Source organism: Pseudooctadecabacter jejudonensis, assembly GCF_900172275.1.
GTDB lineage: Bacteria > Pseudomonadota > Alphaproteobacteria > Rhodobacterales > Rhodobacteraceae > Octadecabacter > Octadecabacter jejudonensis.
This window is the reverse complement of the sequence record NZ_FWFT01000002.1, coordinates 618793-640453: the sequence shown is the minus strand read 5'-3', so window position 1 is coordinate 640453 and position 21661 is coordinate 618793. Positions and strand designations below refer to the sequence as shown.

The 21661-nt window shown below is 56.4% G+C and carries 19 protein-coding genes; 9 read left to right on the top strand and 10 right to left on the bottom strand.

The features are described 5' to 3' along the window. Nucleotides 1-11 precede the first annotated feature (11 nt). The 4 genes from PSJ8397_RS08240 to PSJ8397_RS08225 all read left to right on the top strand — a co-directional run bounded on the left by PSJ8397_RS08240 (nt 12) and on the right by PSJ8397_RS08225 (nt 2535). The gene (locus tag PSJ8397_RS08240; protein ID WP_085864095.1) at nt 12-497 is read left to right on the top strand and encodes an LptA/OstA family protein; all 486 of its coding nucleotides are present in this window, start codon (nt 12-14) and stop codon (nt 495-497) included. Then, nucleotides 497-1249 (top strand): LPS export ABC transporter ATP-binding protein, encoded by a 753-nt coding sequence (gene lptB, locus PSJ8397_RS08235; RefSeq protein ID WP_085864094.1) that lies wholly within the window; start codon nt 497-499, stop codon nt 1247-1249. The genes PSJ8397_RS08240 and lptB overlap by 1 nt, the downstream gene beginning before the upstream one ends. A 216-nt stretch (nt 1250-1465) precedes the next feature. Continuing rightward, on the top strand, nt 1466-2041 hold the full coding sequence (gene hpf, locus PSJ8397_RS08230) for a ribosome hibernation-promoting factor, HPF/YfiA family (protein ID WP_085864093.1): 576 nt from the start codon (nt 1466-1468) through the stop codon (nt 2039-2041). Nucleotides 2042-2070: 29 nt separating this feature from the next. Continuing rightward, complete coding sequence (locus tag PSJ8397_RS08225; protein ID WP_085864092.1) at nt 2071-2535, top strand: PTS sugar transporter subunit IIA; 465 nt, start codon at nt 2071-2073, stop codon at nt 2533-2535. On the opposite strand, the gene PSJ8397_RS08220 is transcribed toward PSJ8397_RS08225, so the two are convergent. From PSJ8397_RS08220 to cysQ, 6 genes are all read right to left on the bottom strand, one after another. Beyond that, nucleotides 2532-3956 (bottom strand): sulfotransferase family 2 domain-containing protein, encoded by a 1425-nt coding sequence (locus tag PSJ8397_RS08220; RefSeq protein ID WP_085864091.1) that lies wholly within the window; start codon nt 3954-3956, stop codon nt 2532-2534. The two genes, PSJ8397_RS08225 and PSJ8397_RS08220, sit on opposite strands and share 4 nt — an antisense overlap. Nucleotides 3957-3959: 3 nt before the next feature. Then, a complete protein-coding gene (locus PSJ8397_RS08215) occupies nt 3960-5654 on the bottom strand; it encodes a DUF5927 domain-containing protein (RefSeq protein ID WP_085864090.1) in 1695 nt (564 codons plus the stop codon). Next, the gene (locus PSJ8397_RS08210; RefSeq protein WP_200811294.1) at nt 5651-6661 is read right to left on the bottom strand and encodes a glycosyltransferase family 2 protein; all 1011 of its coding nucleotides are present in this window, start codon (nt 6659-6661) and stop codon (nt 5651-5653) included. Before PSJ8397_RS08210 ends, PSJ8397_RS08215 begins: the two co-directional genes overlap by 4 nt. 151 nt (nt 6662-6812) lie before the next feature. After that, nucleotides 6813-7790, bottom strand: coding sequence for a glycosyltransferase family 2 protein (locus PSJ8397_RS08205; protein WP_085864301.1), 978 nt, complete (start codon nt 7788-7790; stop codon nt 6813-6815). 72 nt (nt 7791-7862) lie between these two features. Beyond that, nucleotides 7863-8756 carry a UTP--glucose-1-phosphate uridylyltransferase GalU gene (galU, locus tag PSJ8397_RS08200; RefSeq protein WP_085864089.1) on the bottom strand — a complete coding sequence of 298 codons (894 nt, stop codon included), beginning with the start codon at nt 8754-8756 and terminating at the stop codon, nt 7863-7865. Nucleotides 8757-8933: 177 nt separating this feature from the next. After that, the gene (gene cysQ / locus PSJ8397_RS08195) at nt 8934-9731 is read right to left on the bottom strand and encodes a 3'(2'),5'-bisphosphate nucleotidase CysQ (RefSeq protein WP_085864088.1); all 798 of its coding nucleotides are present in this window, start codon (nt 9729-9731) and stop codon (nt 8934-8936) included. Between the two features lie 143 nt (nt 9732-9874). Here cysQ and PSJ8397_RS08190 point away from each other — a divergent pair, with 143 nt between their 5' ends. Both PSJ8397_RS08190 and PSJ8397_RS08185 read left to right on the top strand, forming a co-directional pair. Next, a complete protein-coding gene (locus PSJ8397_RS08190) occupies nt 9875-10696 on the top strand; it encodes an ABC transporter permease (protein ID WP_085864087.1) in 822 nt (273 codons plus the stop codon). 23 nt (nt 10697-10719) lie between these two features. Beyond that, nucleotides 10720-11277 carry a COG3650 family protein gene (locus PSJ8397_RS08185; protein WP_159453109.1) on the top strand — a complete coding sequence of 186 codons (558 nt, stop codon included), beginning with the start codon at nt 10720-10722 and terminating at the stop codon, nt 11275-11277. Nucleotides 11278-11280: 3 nt separating this feature from the next. Here PSJ8397_RS08185 and PSJ8397_RS08180 read toward each other — a convergent pair whose 3' ends face one another. Beyond that, entirely contained in the window at nt 11281-11916 is a 636-nt protein-coding gene (locus tag PSJ8397_RS08180; protein ID WP_235000626.1) for an alpha-ketoglutarate-dependent dioxygenase AlkB family protein, read from the bottom strand. A 154-nt stretch (nt 11917-12070) separates the two neighbouring features. Here PSJ8397_RS08180 and dnaK point away from each other — a divergent pair, with 154 nt between their 5' ends. The 3 genes from dnaK to radC all read left to right on the top strand — a co-directional run bounded on the left by dnaK (nt 12071) and on the right by radC (nt 16074). Then, the gene (dnaK, locus tag PSJ8397_RS08175) at nt 12071-13987 is read left to right on the top strand and encodes a molecular chaperone DnaK (RefSeq protein WP_085864085.1); all 1917 of its coding nucleotides are present in this window, start codon (nt 12071-12073) and stop codon (nt 13985-13987) included. Nucleotides 13988-14059: 72 nt separating this feature from the next. Next, a complete protein-coding gene (gene dnaJ, locus PSJ8397_RS08170; RefSeq protein ID WP_085864084.1) occupies nt 14060-15202 on the top strand; it encodes a molecular chaperone DnaJ in 1143 nt (380 codons plus the stop codon). 41 nt (nt 15203-15243) lie between these two features. After that, complete coding sequence (gene radC / locus PSJ8397_RS08165) at nt 15244-16074, top strand: RadC family protein (RefSeq protein ID WP_143515398.1); 831 nt, start codon at nt 15244-15246, stop codon at nt 16072-16074. On the opposite strand, the gene PSJ8397_RS08160 is transcribed toward radC, so the two are convergent. The 3 genes from PSJ8397_RS08160 to secA form a co-directional block, all read right to left on the bottom strand. Continuing rightward, nucleotides 16071-17618, bottom strand: a complete 1548-nt coding sequence (locus tag PSJ8397_RS08160; RefSeq protein ID WP_085864083.1) for an OmpA family protein — start codon at nt 17616-17618, stop codon at nt 16071-16073. The two genes, radC and PSJ8397_RS08160, sit on opposite strands and share 4 nt — an antisense overlap. Continuing rightward, complete coding sequence (locus PSJ8397_RS08155; RefSeq protein WP_085864082.1) at nt 17615-18769, bottom strand: hypothetical protein; 1155 nt, start codon at nt 18767-18769, stop codon at nt 17615-17617. Before PSJ8397_RS08155 ends, PSJ8397_RS08160 begins: the two co-directional genes overlap by 4 nt. Before the next feature lie 142 nt (nt 18770-18911). Further along, complete coding sequence (secA, locus tag PSJ8397_RS08150; protein WP_085864298.1) at nt 18912-21617, bottom strand: preprotein translocase subunit SecA; 2706 nt, start codon at nt 21615-21617, stop codon at nt 18912-18914. Between the last annotated feature and the right edge of the window lie 44 nt (nt 21618-21661).

Here is a 21661-nt window from a genome sequence, read left to right as displayed (position 1 = left end):
GAATCTGCGCCATGACGTTTTTGAAATCTCTGCTGGTGACTGTGTCGATGTTGATCGCGTCCGGCGTGTCTGCCCAAACCAACGTCAACCTTGGTGGCCTGTCCGCAGATCCAACCGCCCCGGTCGAAATCACCGCAGATAACCTCAGCGTGGATCAAGACAGCGGCACTGCGGTTTTCGAAGGCAATGTCGTGTTGGGCCAGGGCCAGTTGCGCCTGTCTGCGGCCCGCGTGCAGGTCGTATATGACGGGGCAGCCGGAAACATCAGCCGGCTGAGCGCCAGCGGCGGCGTCACATTTGTCACCGACACCGAAGCAGCCGAGGCCGCGTCAGCGGATTACAATCTGGATGCCGGTACACTGGTCATGCGCGGCGATGTTTTGCTGACCCAAGGGCCCAGCGCCATTTCCGCCGACACCATGCGCATCAACCTCACCACGGGGTCCGCTCAAATGGAGGGCCGCGTGCGCACCATCCTGAACCAAGGCGGCAACTGATGCCGGACCTGACCGTCACCGATGGCGATGTGGGCCTAAAGGTCGTCAATCTGCGCAAAAGCTATCGCAAACGGCTGGTCATCCGAGACGTGTCGATGGAACTTGGCCGCGGCGAAGTCGTGGCGCTTCTGGGGCCAAACGGGTCCGGCAAAACGACCTGTTTTTATTCCATCGCAGGCCTTGTGACGCCTGAGGGAGGCAATGTCATTGTCGACGGGCGCGACGTCACCGCCCTGCCCATGTATCGGCGCGCCAAACGGGGCATCGGCTATCTTCCCCAGGAAATGTCGATCTTTCGTGGCCTGAATGTTGAGGAAAACATCCTCTCCATCCTCGAAATCGCTGAACCCGACCGCACGCGCCGCCGCGAACGGCTTGAGGAATTGTTGGCAGATTTCAACATCGGTCACATCCGCCGCGCCCCTGCCATGGCCCTCTCTGGCGGGGAGCGTCGCCGCGCCGAAATCGCGCGCTGTCTGGCGGCGGATCCGAAATATGTCCTCCTTGATGAACCCTTTGCGGGTGTCGATCCCATTGCTGTGGGGGAAATCCGGACCCTGACAGCGGATCTGAAAAACCGTGGCATCGGCGTGCTGATCACCGACCACAACGTGCAGGAAACCCTACAAATCGTCGACCGCGCCTACATATTGCATGACGGAAAAATCCTGATGTCTGGCACCACCAAAGAGGTGGTTGAAGACGAAAACGTCCGCCGCGTCTATTTGGGCAATTCGTTCCGCGTCACCTGATCGTGTCATCGTCCCCCATTGACAGACGGCCCCATTCTGTCGCCCAATGGGGAGGATGACAGCTTTGGTATCACATGAAATCGGGGACACGCCTTACGGGCGCCGGTTTGATACAACCCAAACACTGCCATCCATCCTGACAATCACGGCGTGACTTAACCGAACTTTAAAGGTTCGCACGCCCGTATTGCCTGTATCAGAAATGAAGGAGACAAGATGCGCTATCAAATCACTGGAAAGCAAATCGACATTGGCGAAGCCCTGCAAACCCACGTTGAAACCGAAATGGGTGGCATTTTTAGCAAATATGCAGGCCGGCCGACCGACGCCAATATCGTGTTTTCAAAAAGCGGGCATGAACACGTTTGCGAAACAGTGGTGCATCTTTCGACAGGTCTGACCGCGCAAGCAACTGGAAAGAGTGCAGAAATCTATGCCGCCTTTGACAGCGCGTCCGAGAAAATGGAAAAGCAACTCAGGCGGTATAAACGGCGCCTGAAGGACCACCATAAGGAACGCGTCAACCCTGTTGAACTCTCCGACGCTGGGTCCTATATCCTCGCTTCAAATACTGAGTCGGAAGAGAATGAACCGGACGGCGTCAGTTCCATGATTGTAGCTGAGATGGAGACCAAGATTCCATCTCTGTCCGTCGGGGAGGCGGTTATGCAAATGGAACTCGCAGACGCGCCGGTTCTTGTTTTTCGGAATGAAGGACACAGTGGGATCAACGTGGTGTACCGCCGCGAAGACGGCAACATCGGTTGGGTTGATCCACGCAACGCAGGCTAGAACGGCCGATACGCCGTTCAGGAACAGACATGACCATTCAGGACATCCTTCCGGCAACGGGCATTAAGGTTATTGCAGGGGCCTCCAGCAAAAAACGTATGTTGCACGATTTGGGCGACATGGCTGAGGCGTCTTTTAGCCTTGATCATTCGATGGTCGTCGATGCCCTGATGGAACGCGAGGGCCTTGGCCCAACGGGTGTGGGGCACGGGGTTGCCCTGCCCCATGCGCGCCTTCCAGGTTTGACAAAGGTCTGCGGTCTGTTCTTGCGTCTGAAAAAGGCGATCGACTTTGACAGCGTCGATCGCCAACCCGTCGATCTGGCCTTTGCGCTGTTTGCGCCTGAAGATGCCGGTGTTGAACATCTAAAGGCGCTGGCGCTGGTGTCGCGGACGCTGCGGGATGAAAACATCTGTACCAAGCTGCGTGCCAACGAAGACCCTGCCACGATTTACACCATCCTGACAGAGGCGAGTGCGGCCCAAGCGGCCTAGCCTTTGTATGGCCCAAACCCGAAGGTGACGTAGTCGCGCTGGTAGACATCCGCGACAGTGGCCTCAACCGTTTCGTCGTAAATCTCATCCAGCATTTCAGCGTTCGTGTCCGTCACGTCTGCCACTTGCGGCATCGTTGTCAGCCCCACTTGGGCCGCGGCAATCGCAAGGCTTTCTTCGAGGGCGTCCTCCCGAAGGATCAAATCGGGTGAGGCAAATTCAGCGAACCCCTCAACCGTTTGTGCCTGAGTGGCCCAATGTGGATCAACGCGGATCGCGGTTTGATTGGCCAGGTTCGCTTTCAGAAATTTCAAGAACGCCAAGAACGCGGTTTTGTGGTCTGCCGTGCCATACTTTGCATCAGGATAGCGCGCGGGGATCGGCAGTTTGAAGTGTTGGCGCAGTACGGCGCGGATGTCCGTAAATCCGCCCTCCCCGCTGTTCAAAATCCGATCACAAAACACCGCATGGGCCCGCGCAACGGGATGCCGCACCACGGTAAAGGTCCGGTGGCCTGGATGGTCTGCCTTCCAGTGCTTCAGGCTGTTCTGCGTGAATTTCCTCAACAGATCATCCACGTCCACATCATCCAAACCGGCCAACCAATCGGACACCGCGTCGATCGGGCCACCCCGGATCGGCAAATACATCAGCGGCGAAACAGGCGCGGCAATGTAGCCCGGCACCGATGGGCCTCTGCGGGGTTCGAAATTCGGCGTGCGCGTCAGATTGAACCGGTCCGCGCGGGCCAACGCCGCCTCCATCTCTTCGAAGTTTTCGACTTTGTCTGCCAGAGATGCTGGGTTCTGTTTTTTGAACGTATCATCGAGCGCCTTCAGCCGTGAGGGCACGCCCAAATAGGCGGCCAAGCCATTCATCACATCGACATTCTGCAGATCTTCATAATCCACATAGAACGCAGACTGCCCTGTCACCTGCAGCGCATTCAGCAACTTGACCTGAAAGCCTTGCAGCCGCGTGATGTGTGCCTCGAACTGGTCGGGATCAAACACGATTGTATCTTCTCGACGCCGTTTGACGTCATTCAACTTCCACTGCTTGGTCGCCTTGGCGATCTTGTAGGACACATAACTTTCAGCCGGATTGCGTGTCAGCACGATCTTGGCGCAGTGGCGGTTTTTGACGATGGCGTCGAACACCCGCGGATCATGATCGCTGAAATAGCGAAACCCGTTCATGCCATCAGCGGCCGCGATCCTGTGCAACAGGCCTTCGGGGTTGGCATCGCGGTCCTCCAACGACATTTCAAACGTACGTTTGCGGCTGGGATAGCTGATGAAATTAAGGTTGAATGCCTCCCCATGGCAGGTCACCCCATCCAGCGCATTCAGGTTGGCCTCAAGAAAATTGGACCCTGTTCGCATTTCAGCAAACACCACGAACGTGTCAAACTGCGTCATGGATCACCGCACCAGATAGGGTTTGCGCCGCGTCGGGCGGGCGGGCGCAGGCGCATTGTCGGCGGGGAAATCGCCCATCAAATAAGGATGCATCCCTTGGTTCTTGAGGTTCTGCAAGAACTGACCGAAGCCCGTCAAATCCGCCATCTTTGGCGCCTCCGTCACACGGCGGAGGTTCTTGGCCCCCATTTCATCGAGCACCGTCTGCAACGCCTCCATCGGGGTTTCGATGAAGTCCGCCAACGTCCAGACGCGCACCCGTGCCTTGGCGTGGCTCGACCTTAGGGCACTGATGTGTTCGCTTTCAATGCGCTGCAATTCCGCGGCGTTGGCCCGAATATCGGAAAAGTTGCGATTGGACTGGAACAGCGGAATGGCCCAGGCTCCGGAAATCACGCTGATCTGCGCATTCGGGTCTTTGGCCAGATCCCAGCTGGCAAACTGGGTGTCGGTGGGGCCAAACTGAAAACACTGCCGTTCGCCACGGGTGTTCCAAATCAGGTTGATCAGAAACAACTGCGCATGGTGATCGCGCAGTTTGGCATTGTCGCACAGCGCGCCGCTGAACGTCGTCTGATTGCCTTCGAAATGCACGCGGTCCGTGGCGTACAGGTGGCCGTGAACCCGTGTGCCCGTCATCCGCGCCAACCAGGGCTCGAAATCCTCAAACAGTTCGGTGAACCCTTCGAACACGGAATAGGGGGCGGAGGTGAATCCGTTCTCATGCCCGGGACGAGGCAGACGGCTTTGCATGAACAAACCGGCCCGACCACGGGTCCGACGTTCCACCGCCTTGGAAAAGATGCGATCGATCTTTCCGGGGTTCGGCTCCGCCCCTTTCAGGGGGTTTTCCTCATTCAGGAAGTGATCATACAGCTGATCCGCGTGGGGCCAGATTTTTCGTGCCACAAAACAGTCAGACCGACGAAGCAGTTGCAGGTGGTCGTCATAGAAAATGTGCGGTTTGCCCTGATAGTCGAACTTCGAAAGTGTCAAAGACCGGCTTTCGATGTTTTGCGAATACAGACGCACCAACGTCTGGAAATAGCTTTCGTCCGGTATCCAGACCCGTTTGAAATAGGTGTCGTAGACGGATCGTTCCGGGTCTTCCAAAATTGCGGACAGTGTTTGTCGTGTCAGGCACCACCACTGCGACCCCATGTGCGGGATGATGCCGTCTGGCAACCGGCGATGCATCTTCAGCCGGCGCTGCAATTCGACATAGCGATCAAACAGGAACCGCTGTTTGCGCCATGAAAACGGGAACCGCAGGGTGAAACGTTCAAAATCAAGCCCGCCTTGCGTCCATGGCACGTCCGCTGTTGTCGCGCTTTCGATAAAGTCTGTGCGGGGACGTTTGGCCAGATAATCCTTCAGATCCCCGATGGGACGCAGGGGCAGGCATGACCCTGACGCCAAATAGACATGCCGCACAGCCGGAAATTTTTTCAACATCAAGGCGGATGCCGACTGGGACGCCGCCACAATCCCCCAAGTGCCCCATTCACACCGGTGCCGCTTGGAAAAGATCACGTCATCCAGATCGGACAGACTGGCGACAAATTCATCGTAGGTTTTACGCCCGACATTCTTGTCGACATGGATGACAACAGGACAGCCCGCCGCCGACCAATGGCGGATCACCTGTTCGGCACGGTGCAATGCCGTATGCACCAACATGACGACGCCAACACTCATGCCCAATTGCCTTTCGACATGAGGCCCAAAATCTCAAGCTGGCGCCAGTTGATGTATTTTTCGGACCATTTGCACCACAAATCGGGGTGGTCTGCGATGCCTTGCGCATAGGCGCGATATTCGTGGGAATTGGCGTAATGCTCGTTACGGCTCAATTCTTCCTTTGCCTTTTCTCCGAACGTATCGAGGAATTTGGCATGCAGCAAAATACCCGATGCCTTCTCACCGCCCCATTCATCGTAGACGAGGTTCAGGCCCCGCGGCAGCACCATGTGGGTTGAGCTGACATAGGCATAGCGACGGTCCCATTTAATCAGCGGTGTCTTGTTCAACGCGGGCGCACGCCATGGTTCATCGCGAAAGAACATTCGCGCCCGCGGGCCGCCTTGGATCCACAGGTTATAGTACAGGTGGTTCTTTGAGATCGTATAGTTGCCGCTATCGAACCACGTGGCAATCTCCATCGGATTTTGGCCGCGTTGGTAGGGCACCGCATCCATCCGCCCCTTTGGATACATATCCAGCAACATCGCGCCAAAACTGCGAATGTCGGATGCGTCCAGCCAGTCCGTCAGCGCGCGGATGGGCCGCGTGTCACAGAACGGATAGACAAAAAACTCATCTGGATCGACGACGAGTGTCCAGTGGCCATCGGCATACTTGCGTTGCAAATGGTTCAACCAATCCACCCCGAACCGGGACCGCCGATAACTGCCATTGGCGCGCCATAGCGACACGTCGGGCTGGTTGGCCACGAAATCGGCGCCGTCATCCTCACTCATGTTGTCGATCATGATGAAATGATCGGCCCCCAAATCGCGGTAATATTTCAGGAAGTAGGGAAGGCGGATGTCTTCGTTCCGAAAGGTCGAGAAGACCAGAATATCGCCTGGCTTGATCTTGTCAGTCCGGTCGATCACTGACGTCAGTTCACGACTTTTGCGGCGCGCACGAAGGTGCCACCGCTTGCGCTGAAGACGCAGCCGATATGACGTTAAGGCTCCCAAACCTGTCCTTTCGTTTTGCCTACTCGCATTCTTCTGTTCGTAATCGTTTTACGGTTAACAGTTTATTGAAAATACGCGCAAAAGCATCTCTTTGTTTCCATTCAATAAACAAAGGGCAGGATTAGGCAACCGCCCTGACGTCACGATGAGGCTACCAGTGACCGCGAGACATCAGGCCCAATGCCTCAAGCTGTGCAGCGTCTTCATATTGAACGGACCCGTCAAACCATAAATCGGGTTCCTCCATCAGGGCGTGGTAGTAGGGGGTATAAAGGTCGCTGTTTTCGAAATGCTGCCCGCGCGACAGTTCTTCTTGCGACTTTGACGCGATGTTGGGCAGGAATTTCGTGTGCAGCAACACGCCTGACACTCGGTCTCCGGTGCCAGTCTCAAACACATCATTTACTTTGCGTGGCAGGATTTGATGGGTCGATGTCACATAGGCATAGCCGCGCCGCCATTTGACCAAAGGCGTTTTGTTCAACGTCGGGGCGCGGTCCGGTTTGCTTCCAAAGAACAACCTGTCGCGCACGCCGCCTTGGATCCACAGATTGCCAAATACTGGATGCAGTTTGGCGCGGTATCCCGTGGCATCGAACCAGTTCAACACATGTGTCGGATCCTCGCCCCGCGCATACGACACGGCCCCGACGGAGCCTTTGGGGTACATATCCAACATCAGCGCGCCCAACGCCTCTCGGCCCTGCGCATCGAGATGGGCGGTCAGCGCATCAAGACTGCGCGTTTGATGATCGGGATAGACCAGAAGTTCATCTGCATCGACAGTCAGGCACCAGCGCCCGACGCCATAGGCGCGTTGCAGATTCGTCAGCCAATCCACCCCAAACCGAGACGCCTTATAGCTGGCGTCAGTCGTCCACAAAGACACGTCCGGCTGTTCGGCCAAATACGCAGCACCGCCATCATCCGATCCGTTGTCGACAATCAGGAAATGCGTCACGCCGAGCTGTCGGTAATGGGCCAGCCAAAACGGCAACCGCAACATTTCGTTGCGCATCGTGGCAAAGACCAAAACGCCGGACGGGGGGATATCACGCTGTTGAACCGCAGACACCTCACCCCGACGTTTCCAGGCACGGTACAGCAATCGCCGCCGTTTCCATCGCATCCGATAGGCAAACAAGGCCCCGGACGTCGGGCGTTCACCTGACGGGTGGACAGGAAACACCTGCGCCCGCCGCTATTGGGCGGCTTGCTGCATTGACATCAACTCTCGCAGGTAGGTGTCGAATTCACCCTGCAGATCAGGCCGCGCCAGACCAAAGGCCACAGTCGCCTGCAAAAACCCAGCCTTGGATCCGCAATCAAACCGTTGCCCCCGGAACCGATAACCATAGACATCACGGCCTTCGCGCATCTCTGCGTCAATGGCGTCGGTCAGCTGAATTTCACCGCCCGATCCGCTTTTGATCTTGTTGAGGTTCCGCATGATCTGAGGCGTCAGGATATAGCGGCCAATGACGGCGAGGTTCGATGGGGCCTCATCCGCTGCTGGTTTTTCCACGAGACCTTGCACCGATACCACGGATCCCTTGTCTTCCTTGACGTCGATGATCCCGTAAGACGACGCCTTGTCCGCAGGGACCTCCATCGCGGCGACCATGCACCCGCCGGTTTCTGCATGTGTCTCAACCATCTGCTGCAAACAGGGCTTTTCCGCGGCAATCACGTCATCGGGCAAAATCACGGCAAAGGGTTCATTATGCACCAAACGACGTGCGCACCACACCGCGTGACCAAGGCCCAACGCACGGTGTTGACGGATATAGGCAATCGCGCCGCTGTCCATGTTGGTTGATTTCAGCTCATCCAGAAGGTCCGTTTTGCCCTTCTTGCGCAGGGTACTTTCCAACTCTGGCGCGTTGTCAAAATAATCCTCCAACGCGGATTTCCCGCGTGAGGTGACAAAGATGAATTCCTTGATGCCGGCGGCACGGGCTTCGTCGATTGCATATTGAATCAACGGGCGATCCACCAAGGTCATGATCTCTTTCGGAACCGATTTGGTCGCCGGAAGAAACCGTGTCCCCAACCCTGCGACAGGGAAGATCGCTTTTGTGACGCTCTTTCTCATGTGATGCCCTTTTTTACCCAGTCTTATGGCCGTTTGTTCAACACTTTTGCCATCCATTTCTACTGATAATCCGAAATTTTCTGCGCAAAAGAGGGGAAAGTGGGTGTTCCGGCATCAGTTTTCACGAAATGGCAACGGCGTTTGGGGGTGCATACGCCGTTAGGGCTTCATGTTGGGTTAAGGCATCTTCAGTTCAACACCCGGCGCGTAGGCGATGAAGAAGGGGTTGGCGAAATCCTCTTTGCCATAGGACAGCGGCATATGATCATCGAACCGGACAACATGGCCCCCCGCTCCGGTCAGGACGGCGTGCCCCGCAGCAGTGTCCCATTCCATCGTGCGCCCCACACGTGGATAAAGATCAGCCTCACCTGTCGCAACCAAGCAGAACTTCAGAGAGGAGCCCGCGCTTTTCATATCGTTGACGGCATATTTATTGATGTAATCATCAGTCGCCTGATCACGGTGCGATTTGGAGGCAACAACCATAAGGCCGGTGTTGTCGGGCGTGCTGACAGAGATCGGAATGGTGGTTCCGGTGGCGTCCTTATCCAGATCGCCCACTTCTTCAACGGAGACACCGGCCGCATTGGTGTAAAACAGACGGCCCTTTGCAGGCGCATAGACGACGCCGCGCCGCGGTGCGCCCTCTTCGACATAGGCGATGTTGACCGTGAAATCGCCGCGCCGGTGGATAAACTCTTTGGTGCCATCCAGAGGATCCACGATCAAGAACGTGGTCGCGGACAGCGCATGGCTGTCGGCCTGTTCTTCGGTGATCAACGTCACATCCGGAAACGCCGCACGTAGACCGGCCGCGATGTGGGCATCTGCTGCTTCGTCTGCGGCCGTGACGGGGCTGTCGTCACTCTTGGATTTCACCTCAAAATCGTCGGCGTTGTAAATATCCATGATGATATCGCCCGCCTCGAGCGAAAGCCTCCGCATCACTTCTGTCAGCTTGTCGTAATCCATCTTGCCCTCTCATCACTTCAATTTTGGGCTGTTTTCATTGATTGCAGCCCTGATCGCCCTTATGGTGTGACGCTAAAGGTTCGGCAAGAAATTCGTGCCAATAAGGCATCCAACCGATACGTTCAGAACTGGCAGGCAGTATAATGTTCGAAGCACGGCGCCCGACAACACGGTCCAGATCCGCCCTCAATATTCTTGAGTTGATCTACCACTCCATCGTCCGAAACATCCGAAGCTCCCATCGCAATGCGCTGGTCGGGCTGATCCTGAATATGTTGCAGGCGATGATCCTTGTCGCCGCATTCTACACCATGTTCACGATTCTAGGGGTGCGTAAGATTGCCATTCGGGGGGATTTCCTCGTCTACATTATGACCGGCATTTTCATGTATATCACCCACATCAAGGCGGTGGGTGCTGTTGCCGGATCCGAAGGGCCGACGTCCGCGATGATGCTGCACGCCCCCATGAACACCATTATCGCGATTGCCTCCTCGGCGCTGTCATCGCTGTATATTCAGGTTCTGTCGCTTTCGACTGTTCTATATCTCTACCATGCGATCCTTGAACCGATCACCATCCACCAGCCGATCGGTGCGTTTGCCATGCTGTTGGTTGCTTGGTTTACCGGCGTTGCGGCGGGTGTTGTCTTTTTGGCCATCAAACCCTGGGCCCCCGAAGTCGTATCAGTCATTCAACTGATCTATATGAGGGCCAATATGATCGCGTCAGGTAAGATGTTTGTGGCCAACACGTTGCCGTCGTCGATGCTTGTGATGTTTGATTGGAACCCGTTGTTTCATGCCATCGATCAGGCCCGCGGGTTCGCCTTTATCAATTACAACCCGCACTTCAGTTCCATTGAATATCCATTGAAGGTGGGTGTGACCCTTTTGATGATTGGTCTTATGCTTGAATTTTACACGCGACGCCGCGTGTCGACCAGTTGGGCCGCGGGCAAGTGATACGTGTCTTTGTCATTCTGCTGATGTGGGCCACCACTGGCGCCGCCCAAACGCTGCCTGAACGGTTTTCCGTCACCGGCGTAGCCGAGGATGACGTATTGAACATCCGCAACGGGCCCGGCGCCTCTTTCGACAAAACGGGTGAGCTTGAGCCCTTTACCCTGAATGTTGAGGTGCTGGATCAACAGGATGGTTGGGCGCTGATCCCCACCTCGGAAAGCACGGGTTGGGTTTCAATGCGGTTTTTGCGGCCCAATCCGATCCCCGCCAATGAAATCCCACGCCCCTTGGTGTGCAGCGGAACTGAGCCGTTTTGGGATATCGGGTTTTATCCCCGTGGGGCGGACTACACTGAACTGGGGCTTGAACGTCGTGATCTGACCGTCATTCACGAAGAAACAGCGCCCGACGGGTACCTGGTTGAGGCGCGGGAAGGTCCAACAATGACCCGCACCCTTATCGTCAAGGCGGGGGTGTGTTCGGACGGGATGTCAGACCGCCAATACGGAATGTCTGCGTTGTTGTTCACATCGGCCCCCGATGGCAACTTCGTCCACAAAGGATGCTGTACGATTCAATAGGGTTCATGTCACGACCCGCAGTGTCAGGTTCAACCGTCCGCCCCCATCCAGCACTGTCGAGGATCCGGCCCGAGTCTTGTCGATGCCGTGATAGGCCAGGCGCGCATCGCCGCCCATGACCAGCACATCCCCTGATTTCAACCAGATCGATTCGGTCGGCCCGCCACGCGTTGTCCCACCGATGCGAAACAACCCATCATCGCCCAAGGAAACGGATACGACCGGATGCGCAAAATCCGCCTCATCCCGGTCTTGGTGCAATCCCATCTTTGCAGTGTCTCGGTAGAGGTTCACCAGACAGCATTCCGGCGCATGTGCGGACCCCGAAACCGCGTCCCAAACGGCCTGAACCGAAGACGGGATGGGGGGCCACGCCTGCCCATTCGGGTGGTGTTCCACATATCGGTACCCTGACCTGTCCGACACCCACCCGAACCGCCCCGCACTGGTCATGCGCACCGTCATCGGCTTGCCGTAGGGCGTCATGGGCGAGAACAGCGGGGCGGCCGCAACGATATCGCGAATCTCCCGAACCATGGCCTCTTGCGCGGCGCGATTCAGCAGGCCTTGAAACACCTGAACCCCGCGCAAAATCACCGTTGGCCGCGCATCCATGCCTTGATTGTCATTTTTGCCCATCTCAGCACCCTTCCATAGGTTGCAGGCCCCATTTCGCACACCTATATACCGTTCGATCCGGAAAGGGCCTGCCCCTTTCAATCAATTAACCATTGGGCACGGGTGCCGGAACGGGTCCGTGCCGCCTCACATCGCCTAGGAAAGGGATTTGAACATGGCAAAAGTCATTGGCATCGACCTCGGGACAACGAACTCCTGCGTCGCAATCATGGACGGCTCGCAGCCTCGCGTTATCGAAAACGCCGAAGGCGCGCGCACGACCCCCTCTATCGTGGCCTTTACCGACGACGAACGTCTGGTGGGTCAGCCTGCAAAACGTCAGGCTGTCACGAACCCCGAAAACACCATCTTTGGCGTCAAGCGTCTGATTGGCCGCCGGTTTGATGACGCTGATCTGGCCAAAGACAAAAAGAATATGCCGTTCGCCGTTATCAACGGCGGCAACGGCGATGCTTGGGTGGAAGCCAAGGGTGAGAAATACTCCCCTGCTCAGGTCTCCGCTGTCATCCTGCAAAAGATGAAAGAAACCGCCGAAAGCTATCTGGGCGAAGCGGTGGATCAGGCCGTTATCACTGTACCCGCCTACTTCAACGACGCCCAGCGTCAGGCCACCAAAGACGCCGGTAAGATTGCCGGTCTTGAGGTTCTGCGCATCATCAACGAGCCGACAGCGGCGGCGTTGGCCTATGGCCTCGACAAGAAAGAAACGCAGACGATTGCGGTCTATGACCTTGGCGGTGGTACATTCGATGTCACCATTCTTGAGATCGACGACGGCCTGTTCGAAGTGAAATCCACCAACGGTGACACGTTCCTTGGCGGCGAAGACTTCGACATGCGCATCGTCAACTACCTTGCGGATGAGTTCAAAAAAGAGAACGGCGTCGACCTGACGAAGGACAAGATGGCCCTGCAGCGTCTGAAAGAAGCTGCTGAAAAAGCCAAGATTGAGCTGTCCAGCGCGTCGTCCACCGAAATCAACCAACCGTTTATTTCCATGGGGTCCGACGGCACGCCGTTGCACATGGTGGTCAAACTGACCCGTGCAAAGCTGGAAAGCCTTGTGGGTGATCTGATCAAGGCGTCCATGAAGCCATGCGCGGCTGCGTTGAAGGACGCAGGTCTGAAAACCGACGACATCGACGAAGTCGTATTGGTTGGTGGTATGACCCGTATGCCGAAGGTCATTGAAGAAGTGTCCAAATTCTTTGGCAAAGAACCCCACAAGGGTGTGAACCCTGATGAGGTTGTCGCCATGGGCGCCGCCATTCAGGCCGGTGTTCTGCAGGGCGACGTCAAAGACGTGGTGCTGCTGGACGTGACACCATTGTCCTTGGGTATCGAAACCCTGGGCGGCGTGTTCACGCGCTTGATCGATCGCAACACAACGATCCCGACGAAGAAGTCGCAGATCTTCTCGACCGCCGAAGACAACCAGAACGCCGTGACAATCCGCGTGTTCCAGGGTGAACGTGAAATGGCCGCCGACAACAAAATGCTCGGTCAGTTCAACCTTGAGGAAATCCCACCCGCCCCGCGCGGCATGCCCCAGATCGAAGTGACCTTCGACATTGACGCCAACGGCATCGTGTCAGTGGGCGCGTCCGATAAAGGCACAGGCAAGGAACAGAAGATCACGATCCAGGCCTCCGGTGGTTTGTCTGACGACGACATCGAAGCGATGGTACGCGACGCCGAAGAAAACGCTGAGGCCGACAAGGACCGCAAGGAACTGGTTGAGGCGAAGAACCAGGCGGAAAGCCTCATCCATTCGACCGAGAAGTCGATGGAAGAGCATTCCGACAAGGTCGACCCGACCACAATCGAAGCTATTGAGCTGGCCATCGCGGCGCTCAAAGATGACCTTGAGGGCGACGACGCGGGCAAGATCAAGTCCGGCATCCAGAACGTGACGGAATCCGCCATGAAACTGGGTGAGGCGATTTACAAAGCCGCACAGGAAGAGGCTGGTGAAGCCGAACCCGATATGCCCGGTGCAGACGAAGGCGGGGCCGACGACGATATCGTTGACGCCGACTTTGAAGATCTGGACGACGACAAACGCGCCTAAACGGTGTGACGCAATAAAACCGGCTTGGGTGATCCGGGCCGGTTTTATGCATCCCAGATAAGGGGACATTTCATGGCAAAACGCGATTATTACGAAGTGATGGGCCTGTCCAAGGGCGCCAGCGCGGATGAAATCAAGAAAGCCTACCGCACCAAGGTGAAAGAACTTCACCCCGATCGCAATTCAGACAACCCCAACGCCGAAGCCCAATTCAAAGAAGTGGGCGAAGCCTATGACGTCCTGAAGGACGCCGACAAAAAGGCGGCGTACGACCGTTATGGTCATGCAGCCTTCGAAGGCGGCATGGGCGGCGGTGGACGCGGACCTGGTGGCATGGGTGGTGGCGATTTCGGCTCTGCCTTCTCCGATATCTTCGACGATTTGTTCGGTAATATGGGCGGTGCACGCGGTGGTGGCCAAAACCGCGCCCAACGCGGCAATGACCTGCGTTATAATCTGCGGGTGACATTGGAAGAAGCCTTCGCCGGCCTCCAGAAAACAATCACGGTCCCTACTTCGGTTGGATGTGGGTCTTGCAACGGCACAGGGGCCGAAGGCGGGTCTGAACCACAAACATGCCCCACATGTTCCGGCATGGGCAAAGTCCGCGCGCAGCAGGGCTTTTTCACGGTCGAACGCACCTGTCCGACCTGCAACGGCATGGGCCAAACAATTAAGGACCCTTGCCAAACTTGCCACGGTGCAGGCCGGGTCGAGAAAGAAAAATCACTGTCGGTCAACATCCCTGCTGGCGTCGAAACCGGCACTCGCATCCGCTTGGCAGGCGAAGGCGAAGCAGGCATGCGTGGCGGGCCAACAGGTGATCTTTATATCTTTATCGAGGTTCGCGAGCACGACCTTTTTGAACGCGAAGGCAACCACCTATTTTGTCGGGTCCCTGTGTCCATGGCGACCGCAGCGATGGGCGGCGATATCGAAGTGCCAACCATTGATGGCGGCCGGTCCCGCGTAAAAATTCCGGCTGGGTCCCAATCCGGGCGTCAAATGCGTTTGCGGGCCAAGGGCATGCCTGCCCTGCGCGGCGGCGGCCCTGGCGATATGTTCATCGAAATGGCTGTGGAGACACCTGTCAACCTGACGTCACGCCAGAAAGAGCTTCTGCGTGAGTTCGAAGAGCTTTCTGCCGAAAACAATCCGCAAAGCTCCAGCTTTTTCAATTCGGTCAAATCGTTTTGGGAAAGCATGAAAGGCTGACATTAACCTTTCGGCAATGGAATCATCTGACAAAGGGGCGCATGGATAACGCGCCCCTTTTTGCTGAACGCCCGCAGGCTGGGTTTTTCGATGAGGATGAGGTTCAAGTCATTGAACCTTTTGATCCTCCTCAACCTGCGCCGATTGCTGTCCCTCAGACCAGTCCTCCCAAAAGCATAGCGGGCAAAAAGCCCAAGGTGCCGTCTTATTTGGCCGATCATCGCAAACGTTTGCGGCACCGTTTTCTGACGGGTGGGGCTGCTGCGATGCCCGACTATGAAATCCTCGAACTCACCCTGTTTCGCTGCATTCCGCGCCAGGATGTAAAACCTTTGGCCCGACGGTTGATCGAGGCTTTTGGCGATCTGAACGGTGTCCTGTCAGCCCCGATTGCGCGGCTTGAGAAGGTGGATGGTGTTGGCCCCGCGGTGGCCCTTGAACTCAAGGTGATGGAAACTGTGACACACCGCATGGCCCGTGCAAAAATAATGCAGCGCCATGTTGTCAGCTCATGGGACGCGCTTTTGGATTATTGTCATACCGTGATGGCCCACCGTGACACTGAGCAATTCCGCGTCCTGTTTCTGGACCGCAAAAACGTACTGATTGCGGATGAGCAGCAGGGGGAAGGGACAGTTGATCATGTGCCGGTCTACCCGCGAGAGGTCGTGAAACGGGCACTTGAGCTCAACGCATCCGCTCTGATCCTCGTACATAACCACCCATCGGGCGACCCGACCCCGTCTGACGAAGATATTGCGATGACCCATCAGATCGCATCAGCCGCCCAGGCCCTGTCGATCACGTTGCACGATCACTTGATCATCGGGCGGTCCCGCGAACTGAGCTTCAAATCGCAAGGATTGATTTAGCCTGCGTCGGAGACCCACAATTCAACCCGCCGGTTGATCTGTTGACCCCAGATCGTATCGTCACACGCCATGGGCAAAGCCTCACCAAAGGCGTCGATGTCTAGGGTCACGTTGTTTGGCAAACGACTGCCCAAAGCAGCCTCGACCGCACGGCGCACGGCATCTGCGCGGGCGGCAGACAAATCGCGATTGGCGTCTGCTGGGCCGCGGCCATCGCTGAAACCCACAAACATAAGCTGACGATTGCCAAAGCGCCCGTCCCTGATTGCTTGCGCCAACTGCATCACATTTGACCGAGACTGTCCGTCCAGCCGTGTGGACCCCGGTTCAAAGCGAAAGGTGCTCGACATTCGCACCTGCGGGGCCAAAACACGGATCATGCGCTGCAATTCGCCCAACGGCACCTCCACCCCCGCACTGACAATGGCGTTCGCCAATCTGTCTCCCTGATCCGCCAATGGGATGGGCACGGCTGCTTGATCGACAAAACCAGCCCGTCGGATCACAAGCTGGGCCGAGGGCGACCTGAGCCAATCCAGAAATGCATCGATGCGAGGATGTCGTTCACGCTGCGGCAAATACAAGAACATCGGGAATGTCAGGGGATAATCTTCGGTCTTCAACGGCAAGAATGCAGCCCGCGCCTCAAGCCCGCAAGCACCCTTAAGGGCCAGTGGCTGTGCGTTGCGGGTCAAGCCATACGGAACAAGCGCCAGCCGATCAGCCGTCGTAGACACAAAATCAGTTACATCCTCGACCGTTTCAAATGCCTGAATGTCTTGGGTCAAGGACAGCCCGAAAGGCCGCATCATTCGGTCCTCGAACCCAGACATCTGGGCAGCGATGTCTGCTGACGTCACGACGGAATACGTGGCATTCGCACCGGCAAAGGCTTCAGCCAATGCGCCCATGTCGATTGAAAGATTGCCCACCGATGCTTTGGTCACAGGAACAAGCGCATCAAGCGCAAGAATCCGCGCCTGACGTGCAGTATCCAACCGGCCCAAACCACGGGCACGCGCCAGAGAGACCTCATCCGTAGTCAACTCTCGAACGGACAGAAGGACATCAGCAAATTGGTCGACAAAAAGATCAAAGGCAGCCTCTGCGGGCGCAACGTTCAGTGCTATTTCTAGGCTTATCGTGCCATCTTGGCGGCTGAGGGCGAAACCAGATGTATCTTCGCGGACGGTCCAGCCCTTTTCGCGGGCATATGCGTCGATGAGGGACGGCATCAAAACGTCCGCGATCCGCGCCGCGCCGACCATCCGCAGGTTTGGGACATAATCGTCGAGATCAGGGCAGCCTGCGCCCTCGCACTCCATCCCATTGGCACGAAAGGACAACGGCCCTGTTGGCGTTGCGACAGTTACAACTGCACCGTCAAAAGCCACAAATCGGCCAGTGACGACGACTGCGTTATCGTCACTGCGAAAGGTCACATCCTCCGCCAAAACGGGGCCCGCACAAACGACGAGTGCGGCGAAAATCGCCGCACACAGTTTTCGTAATCTAATTGATCTTATCAGTCGCGCCCAAGTCATCTTGCGGCGAGTGTCAGGTCCTCAAACATGTTTTGCAAGATCAGAAAATCACCGACGGCATCGCAATCTGGCATGACCATCGTTAGGTCAAGGGCGGATGCCACGCCATCGGGTCCGACCTGAATGCTTTGCGCGCTGAGTTCATTTCCACAGTTTTGATCCGTGATCGCAGCCTCGGCCACCAGCAAGACATCCATGTCACCGACTACGGTTCCGGTCGGGAATGTATAGACTTCGGCCATCAGGCCGTTCTCAACCGTCGCATCGCCCAAACGCATCAGATAGCCACCTTCGGAAGCTGTTAACCGATCCATGTCGCCGGGATTGTCACCGTGAATGTGGTTCGCGTCACCAAAAGCGGCGCCACCCTCATAGGCGCTCAGCGAAACGTCTGCTGCCCCTTGCCACTGCAACACTGCGCGGTCGAATGCAGCAAAGTCAGGCACTTGTGCGGTGGCCACCGCACCATCACCATTGTCGAATGCGGCGATGATCACAGCGGTGGCAGACAGGGCAGGGACAGTAATCTTTGCTGTGCCCGTTTCCGTTGTCATGGCGTTGAACATCATGCCTTGATGATGAATCGTAAACGAGGCGTCCGTATGACATGGGGCCACCACAGCGATTTCAACCATTGCACCGGCGAGAGGGGCGGCCATCATTTCCGGCACGCAATCAACCTCAACTGTTGCAGTTTCCGCTACGCCCAGTTCGGACAAAAGAGGGGCGGGATCCCTTTCAATGCTTGCCAACTGCAGAGGTGTTTCACCCAAATCAGGGACGCGCATATCGGCTGGTACCGTCACAGCAATCTGATTGACCAGATCCGGTTCCATCAATGCGGGGGCTTCATCGGCAATATCCGTTTCCGCTACATCTGCTATGGCAGCCTCTTCCATTGGATTGGTTGAGGCCACGGCAACGATCTCCGCGTTTGTTGGGGCGTCTGAGGTGAGATCAACATCAGAGGTCAGGCTGGCTTGAACCACCTGAACCGGTGTTTCGTCCTCGACCGTAAACGGACGGACGTCAGCCGTTTCACCGGTTCCAAACCGACTCGCTAAGGCGTCACCGTTTTGCATAACAAACCCGATGCCCAGCGCGACGCTGAACGTCCCGGCGGCCATGCCGATTTTCTTGAGTTGGGCCATTTCCTTCACTCCTTCCCGCAAGGGTCAGAGTCGGTAATGCCCTACACCCGTGACGATAGAAGGGCGCTGATGCGGAGTCTTTCCGACCGCAATGGGGCGGAAAAACGGCGTTTGGTGAGGGTTTGACTTAATCTTGAGACGATTAGGACAATTGGCCGTGGCAGTGTTTGAATTTTTTGCCAGATCCACATGGGCACTGATCATTTCGGCCAGGGTTGCCCCATGTCGAAGGGTCATCCTCAACAAAGCCAGGTTTTGCGTCCGCCGATGTTGCCGCAGCCGTTGCAGCACCGGCAGAAGCTGCCGCAGCCATGGCCTGACGTTGTTGTTCTTGCGCCTGTGCAATCATCGCCTGCTGTTCTTCTTGCGTCATCGGGCGGATTTGGGCCAGCTTTTGGGTGACATCAGACCGAAGCCCGTCAAGTAGGCTTTCGAACAACTGGAAGGATTCTGTTTTGTATTCATTCAGCGGATCACGTTGCGCATATCCACGGAAACCAACGACTGATCGCAAGTGTTCCAATGTCAGCAGATGTTCACGCCATTTCGCATCAATGGTCTGAAGGATGATCTGCTTTTCAATGTTGCGCATGACCTCAACGCCGAAGGCCTCTTCTTTAGCGGCCATGTGTTTGTCGGCGGCCTCTTCCAGACGTTCCCGCAGGTCTTCGTCGTCAACGCCTTCTTCATTGGCCCATTCAATGACGGGCACATCAATGCCAAGCTGCGCAATCACTTGCGCGTAAAGCCCTTCGGTGTCCCACTGATCCGCATAGGATTTTGCGGGGATATACTGATCAACCAGATCGTCAATCACCTGAGAACGCATATCTGCCGTGATCTCTGACAGGTCCTCGGCTTCCATAATTTCGCGCCGTTGACCGAAGATGACCTTTCGTTGGTCGTTCATCACGTCGTCGAATTTCAACAACTGCTTACGGATGTCAAAGTTGCGGCCTTCGACCTTTGCTTGCGCACGTTCGAGCGATTTGTTCACCCAAGGGTGCACGATGGCCTCGCCTTCTTTCATGCCGAGAGACGACAGCACCTTATCCAGACGTTCGGATCCAAAAATGCGCATCAGGTCGTCTTCGAGTGACAAGAAGAAGGAGGACCGCCCAGGGTCACCCTGACGGCCAGACCGCCCGCGCAGCTGATTATCAATCCGGCGGCTTTCATGGCGTTCTGTGGCCAGCACGAACAAACCGCCCGCATCCTTGACCGCTTGTTCATCTGCCTTGTGCGCCTCTTCGATCCGCGCACGGATCTCATCGGGGTCAGCCTCTGGGTCGGCGCTGATGGCTTCCATAATTTTGAATTCGACGTTTCCACCGAGTTTAATGTCCGTGCCGCGTCCTGCCATGTTGGTGGCAATCGTCACAGCGCCCAGCTTACCGGCATCGGCGACGATCTGCGCCTCCTGTTCATGCTGGCGCGCGTTCAGCACGTTATGAGGCACGTTTTGCGCCGTCAGAAGCTGGCTGAGAAATTCAGACTTTTCGATGGACGTGGTGCCCACCAAGGTTGGTTGGCCCTTTTCATGGGCCTTCTTGATCGCCTCAACCACGCCATCGAATTTTTCTTTCGCGGTGCGGTAGACCTGATCGTTGTCATCGACACGGGCGACCGGCCGGTTTGTCGGAACCTCAACGACGCCGAGACCGTAAATCTCTTGAAACTCCTCGGCCTCTGTCAGGGCGGTGCCAGTCATGCCACCCAGTTTGTTATACAGACGGAAGTAGTTCTGGAATGTCACAGACGCCAAGGTCACGTTTTCAGGCTGAATTTTGCAGCCCTCCTTGGCCTCGATCGCCTGATGCAGGCCTTCGGACAGACGGCGACCTGCCATCATACGGCCGGTGAATTCGTCGATCAGAACAACCTCGCCGTCGCGGACGATGTAATCCTTGTCCTTTGTAAACAGCTTATGTGCACGCAGGCCTTGATTGACGTGGTGCACCAAGGTCGTGCTTTCAGGATCATAGAGCGTTTGGCCTTCGGGGATCAGGCCCGCGGCGCCCAGACGCTCCTCAAGAAAATCGTTGCCCTCATCGGTGTAGTTCACGCTGCGGGTCTTTTCGTCCAACGTGAAATGGTCATCCTGAATTTCAGGGATCAACTTATCAATGGCCAGATACAGGTCCGTCCGGTCCTGCGCGGGGCCGGAAATAATCAGCGGCGTTCGTGCCTCGTCGACCAGAATGGAATCGACCTCATCCACAATGGCATAGTTGTGGTCCCGCTGGGCCATCTGGCTCAGCTCTGCCTTCATATTGTCGCGCAGATAATCAAAACCCAACTCATTGTTGGTGGCGTAAGTGACGTCGCACCGGTAGGCGGCGTGTTTTTCGTCTTCGGGCTGTTGGGGATAGATCACGCCCGTCGTCAAACCCAGCGCACCGTATACCTGACTCATCCATTCGGCGTCACGTTTCGCCAAATAGTCGTTCACCGTGACCACATGCACGCCCTTGCCGGTCAGCGCATTCAGATAGGCGGGAAATGTTGCGACAAGGGTTTTACCCTCACCGGTTTTCATCTCGGAGATATTGCCCTGATGCAGGAAAATCCCGCCCATCAGCTGTGTATCAAAGGCGCGCAGGCCAAGACTACGTTTGGCGGCCTCACGGCAGTTGGCGAAGGCCTCGGGCAGGATCGCATCCAGACTTTCGCCGCCCATGGCACGTTGGGCCAATTCTTCGGTCTTTTGTTTGATGCCTTCGTCAGTCAGCTTCTCGAACTCAGGCTCAAGCGCGTTGATCTTGTCCACGATCGGGCGTGTCGCTTTTACCTTACGGTCATTCGGCGATCCAAAGACCTTTTTCGTAAGTGTTCCAAGACCGAGCATATTCTCTCCAAGCGCGGCAACCCGCGTCTCTGACATCAAAGTGT

Bases quoted from the DNA above. Each gene is read 5' to 3' on its own strand.
- radC (WP_143515398.1), top strand. From the start codon at position 15,244: ATGGATAACGCGCCCCTTTTTGCTGAACGCCCGCAGGCTGGGTTTTTC.
- PSJ8397_RS08190 (WP_085864087.1), top strand. From the start codon at position 9,875: ATGTTCGAAGCACGGCGCCCGACAACACGGTCCAGATCCGCCCTCAAT.
- PSJ8397_RS08220 (WP_085864091.1), bottom strand. From the start codon at position 3,956: ATGACGCAGTTTGACACGTTCGTGGTGTTTGCTGAAATGCGAACAGGG.
- lptB (WP_085864094.1), top strand. From the start codon at position 497: ATGCCGGACCTGACCGTCACCGATGGCGATGTGGGCCTAAAGGTCGTC.
- cysQ (WP_085864088.1), bottom strand. From the start codon at position 9,731: ATGGATTACGACAAGCTGACAGAAGTGATGCGGAGGCTTTCGCTCGAG.
- PSJ8397_RS08215 (WP_085864090.1), bottom strand. From the start codon at position 5,654: ATGAGTGTTGGCGTCGTCATGTTGGTGCATACGGCATTGCACCGTGCC.
- PSJ8397_RS08205 (WP_085864301.1), bottom strand. From the start codon at position 7,790: ATGCGATGGAAACGGCGGCGATTGCTGTACCGTGCCTGGAAACGTCGG.
- PSJ8397_RS08185 (WP_159453109.1), top strand. From the start codon at position 10,720: ATGTGGGCCACCACTGGCGCCGCCCAAACGCTGCCTGAACGGTTTTCC.
- PSJ8397_RS08240 (WP_085864095.1), top strand. From the start codon at position 12: ATGACGTTTTTGAAATCTCTGCTGGTGACTGTGTCGATGTTGATCGCG.
- PSJ8397_RS08180 (WP_235000626.1), bottom strand. From the start codon at position 11,916: ATGGGCAAAAATGACAATCAAGGCATGGATGCGCGGCCAACGGTGATT.
- dnaJ (WP_085864084.1), top strand. From the start codon at position 14,060: ATGGCAAAACGCGATTATTACGAAGTGATGGGCCTGTCCAAGGGCGCC.
- secA (WP_085864298.1), bottom strand. From the start codon at position 21,617: ATGCTCGGTCTTGGAACACTTACGAAAAAGGTCTTTGGATCGCCGAAT.
- hpf (WP_085864093.1), top strand. From the start codon at position 1,466: ATGCGCTATCAAATCACTGGAAAGCAAATCGACATTGGCGAAGCCCTG.
- PSJ8397_RS08225 (WP_085864092.1), top strand. From the start codon at position 2,071: ATGACCATTCAGGACATCCTTCCGGCAACGGGCATTAAGGTTATTGCA.
- PSJ8397_RS08155 (WP_085864082.1), bottom strand. From the start codon at position 18,769: ATGGCCCAACTCAAGAAAATCGGCATGGCCGCCGGGACGTTCAGCGTC.
- PSJ8397_RS08160 (WP_085864083.1), bottom strand. From the start codon at position 17,618: ATGACTTGGGCGCGACTGATAAGATCAATTAGATTACGAAAACTGTGT.
- dnaK (WP_085864085.1), top strand. From the start codon at position 12,071: ATGGCAAAAGTCATTGGCATCGACCTCGGGACAACGAACTCCTGCGTC.
- galU (WP_085864089.1), bottom strand. From the start codon at position 8,756: ATGAGAAAGAGCGTCACAAAAGCGATCTTCCCTGTCGCAGGGTTGGGG.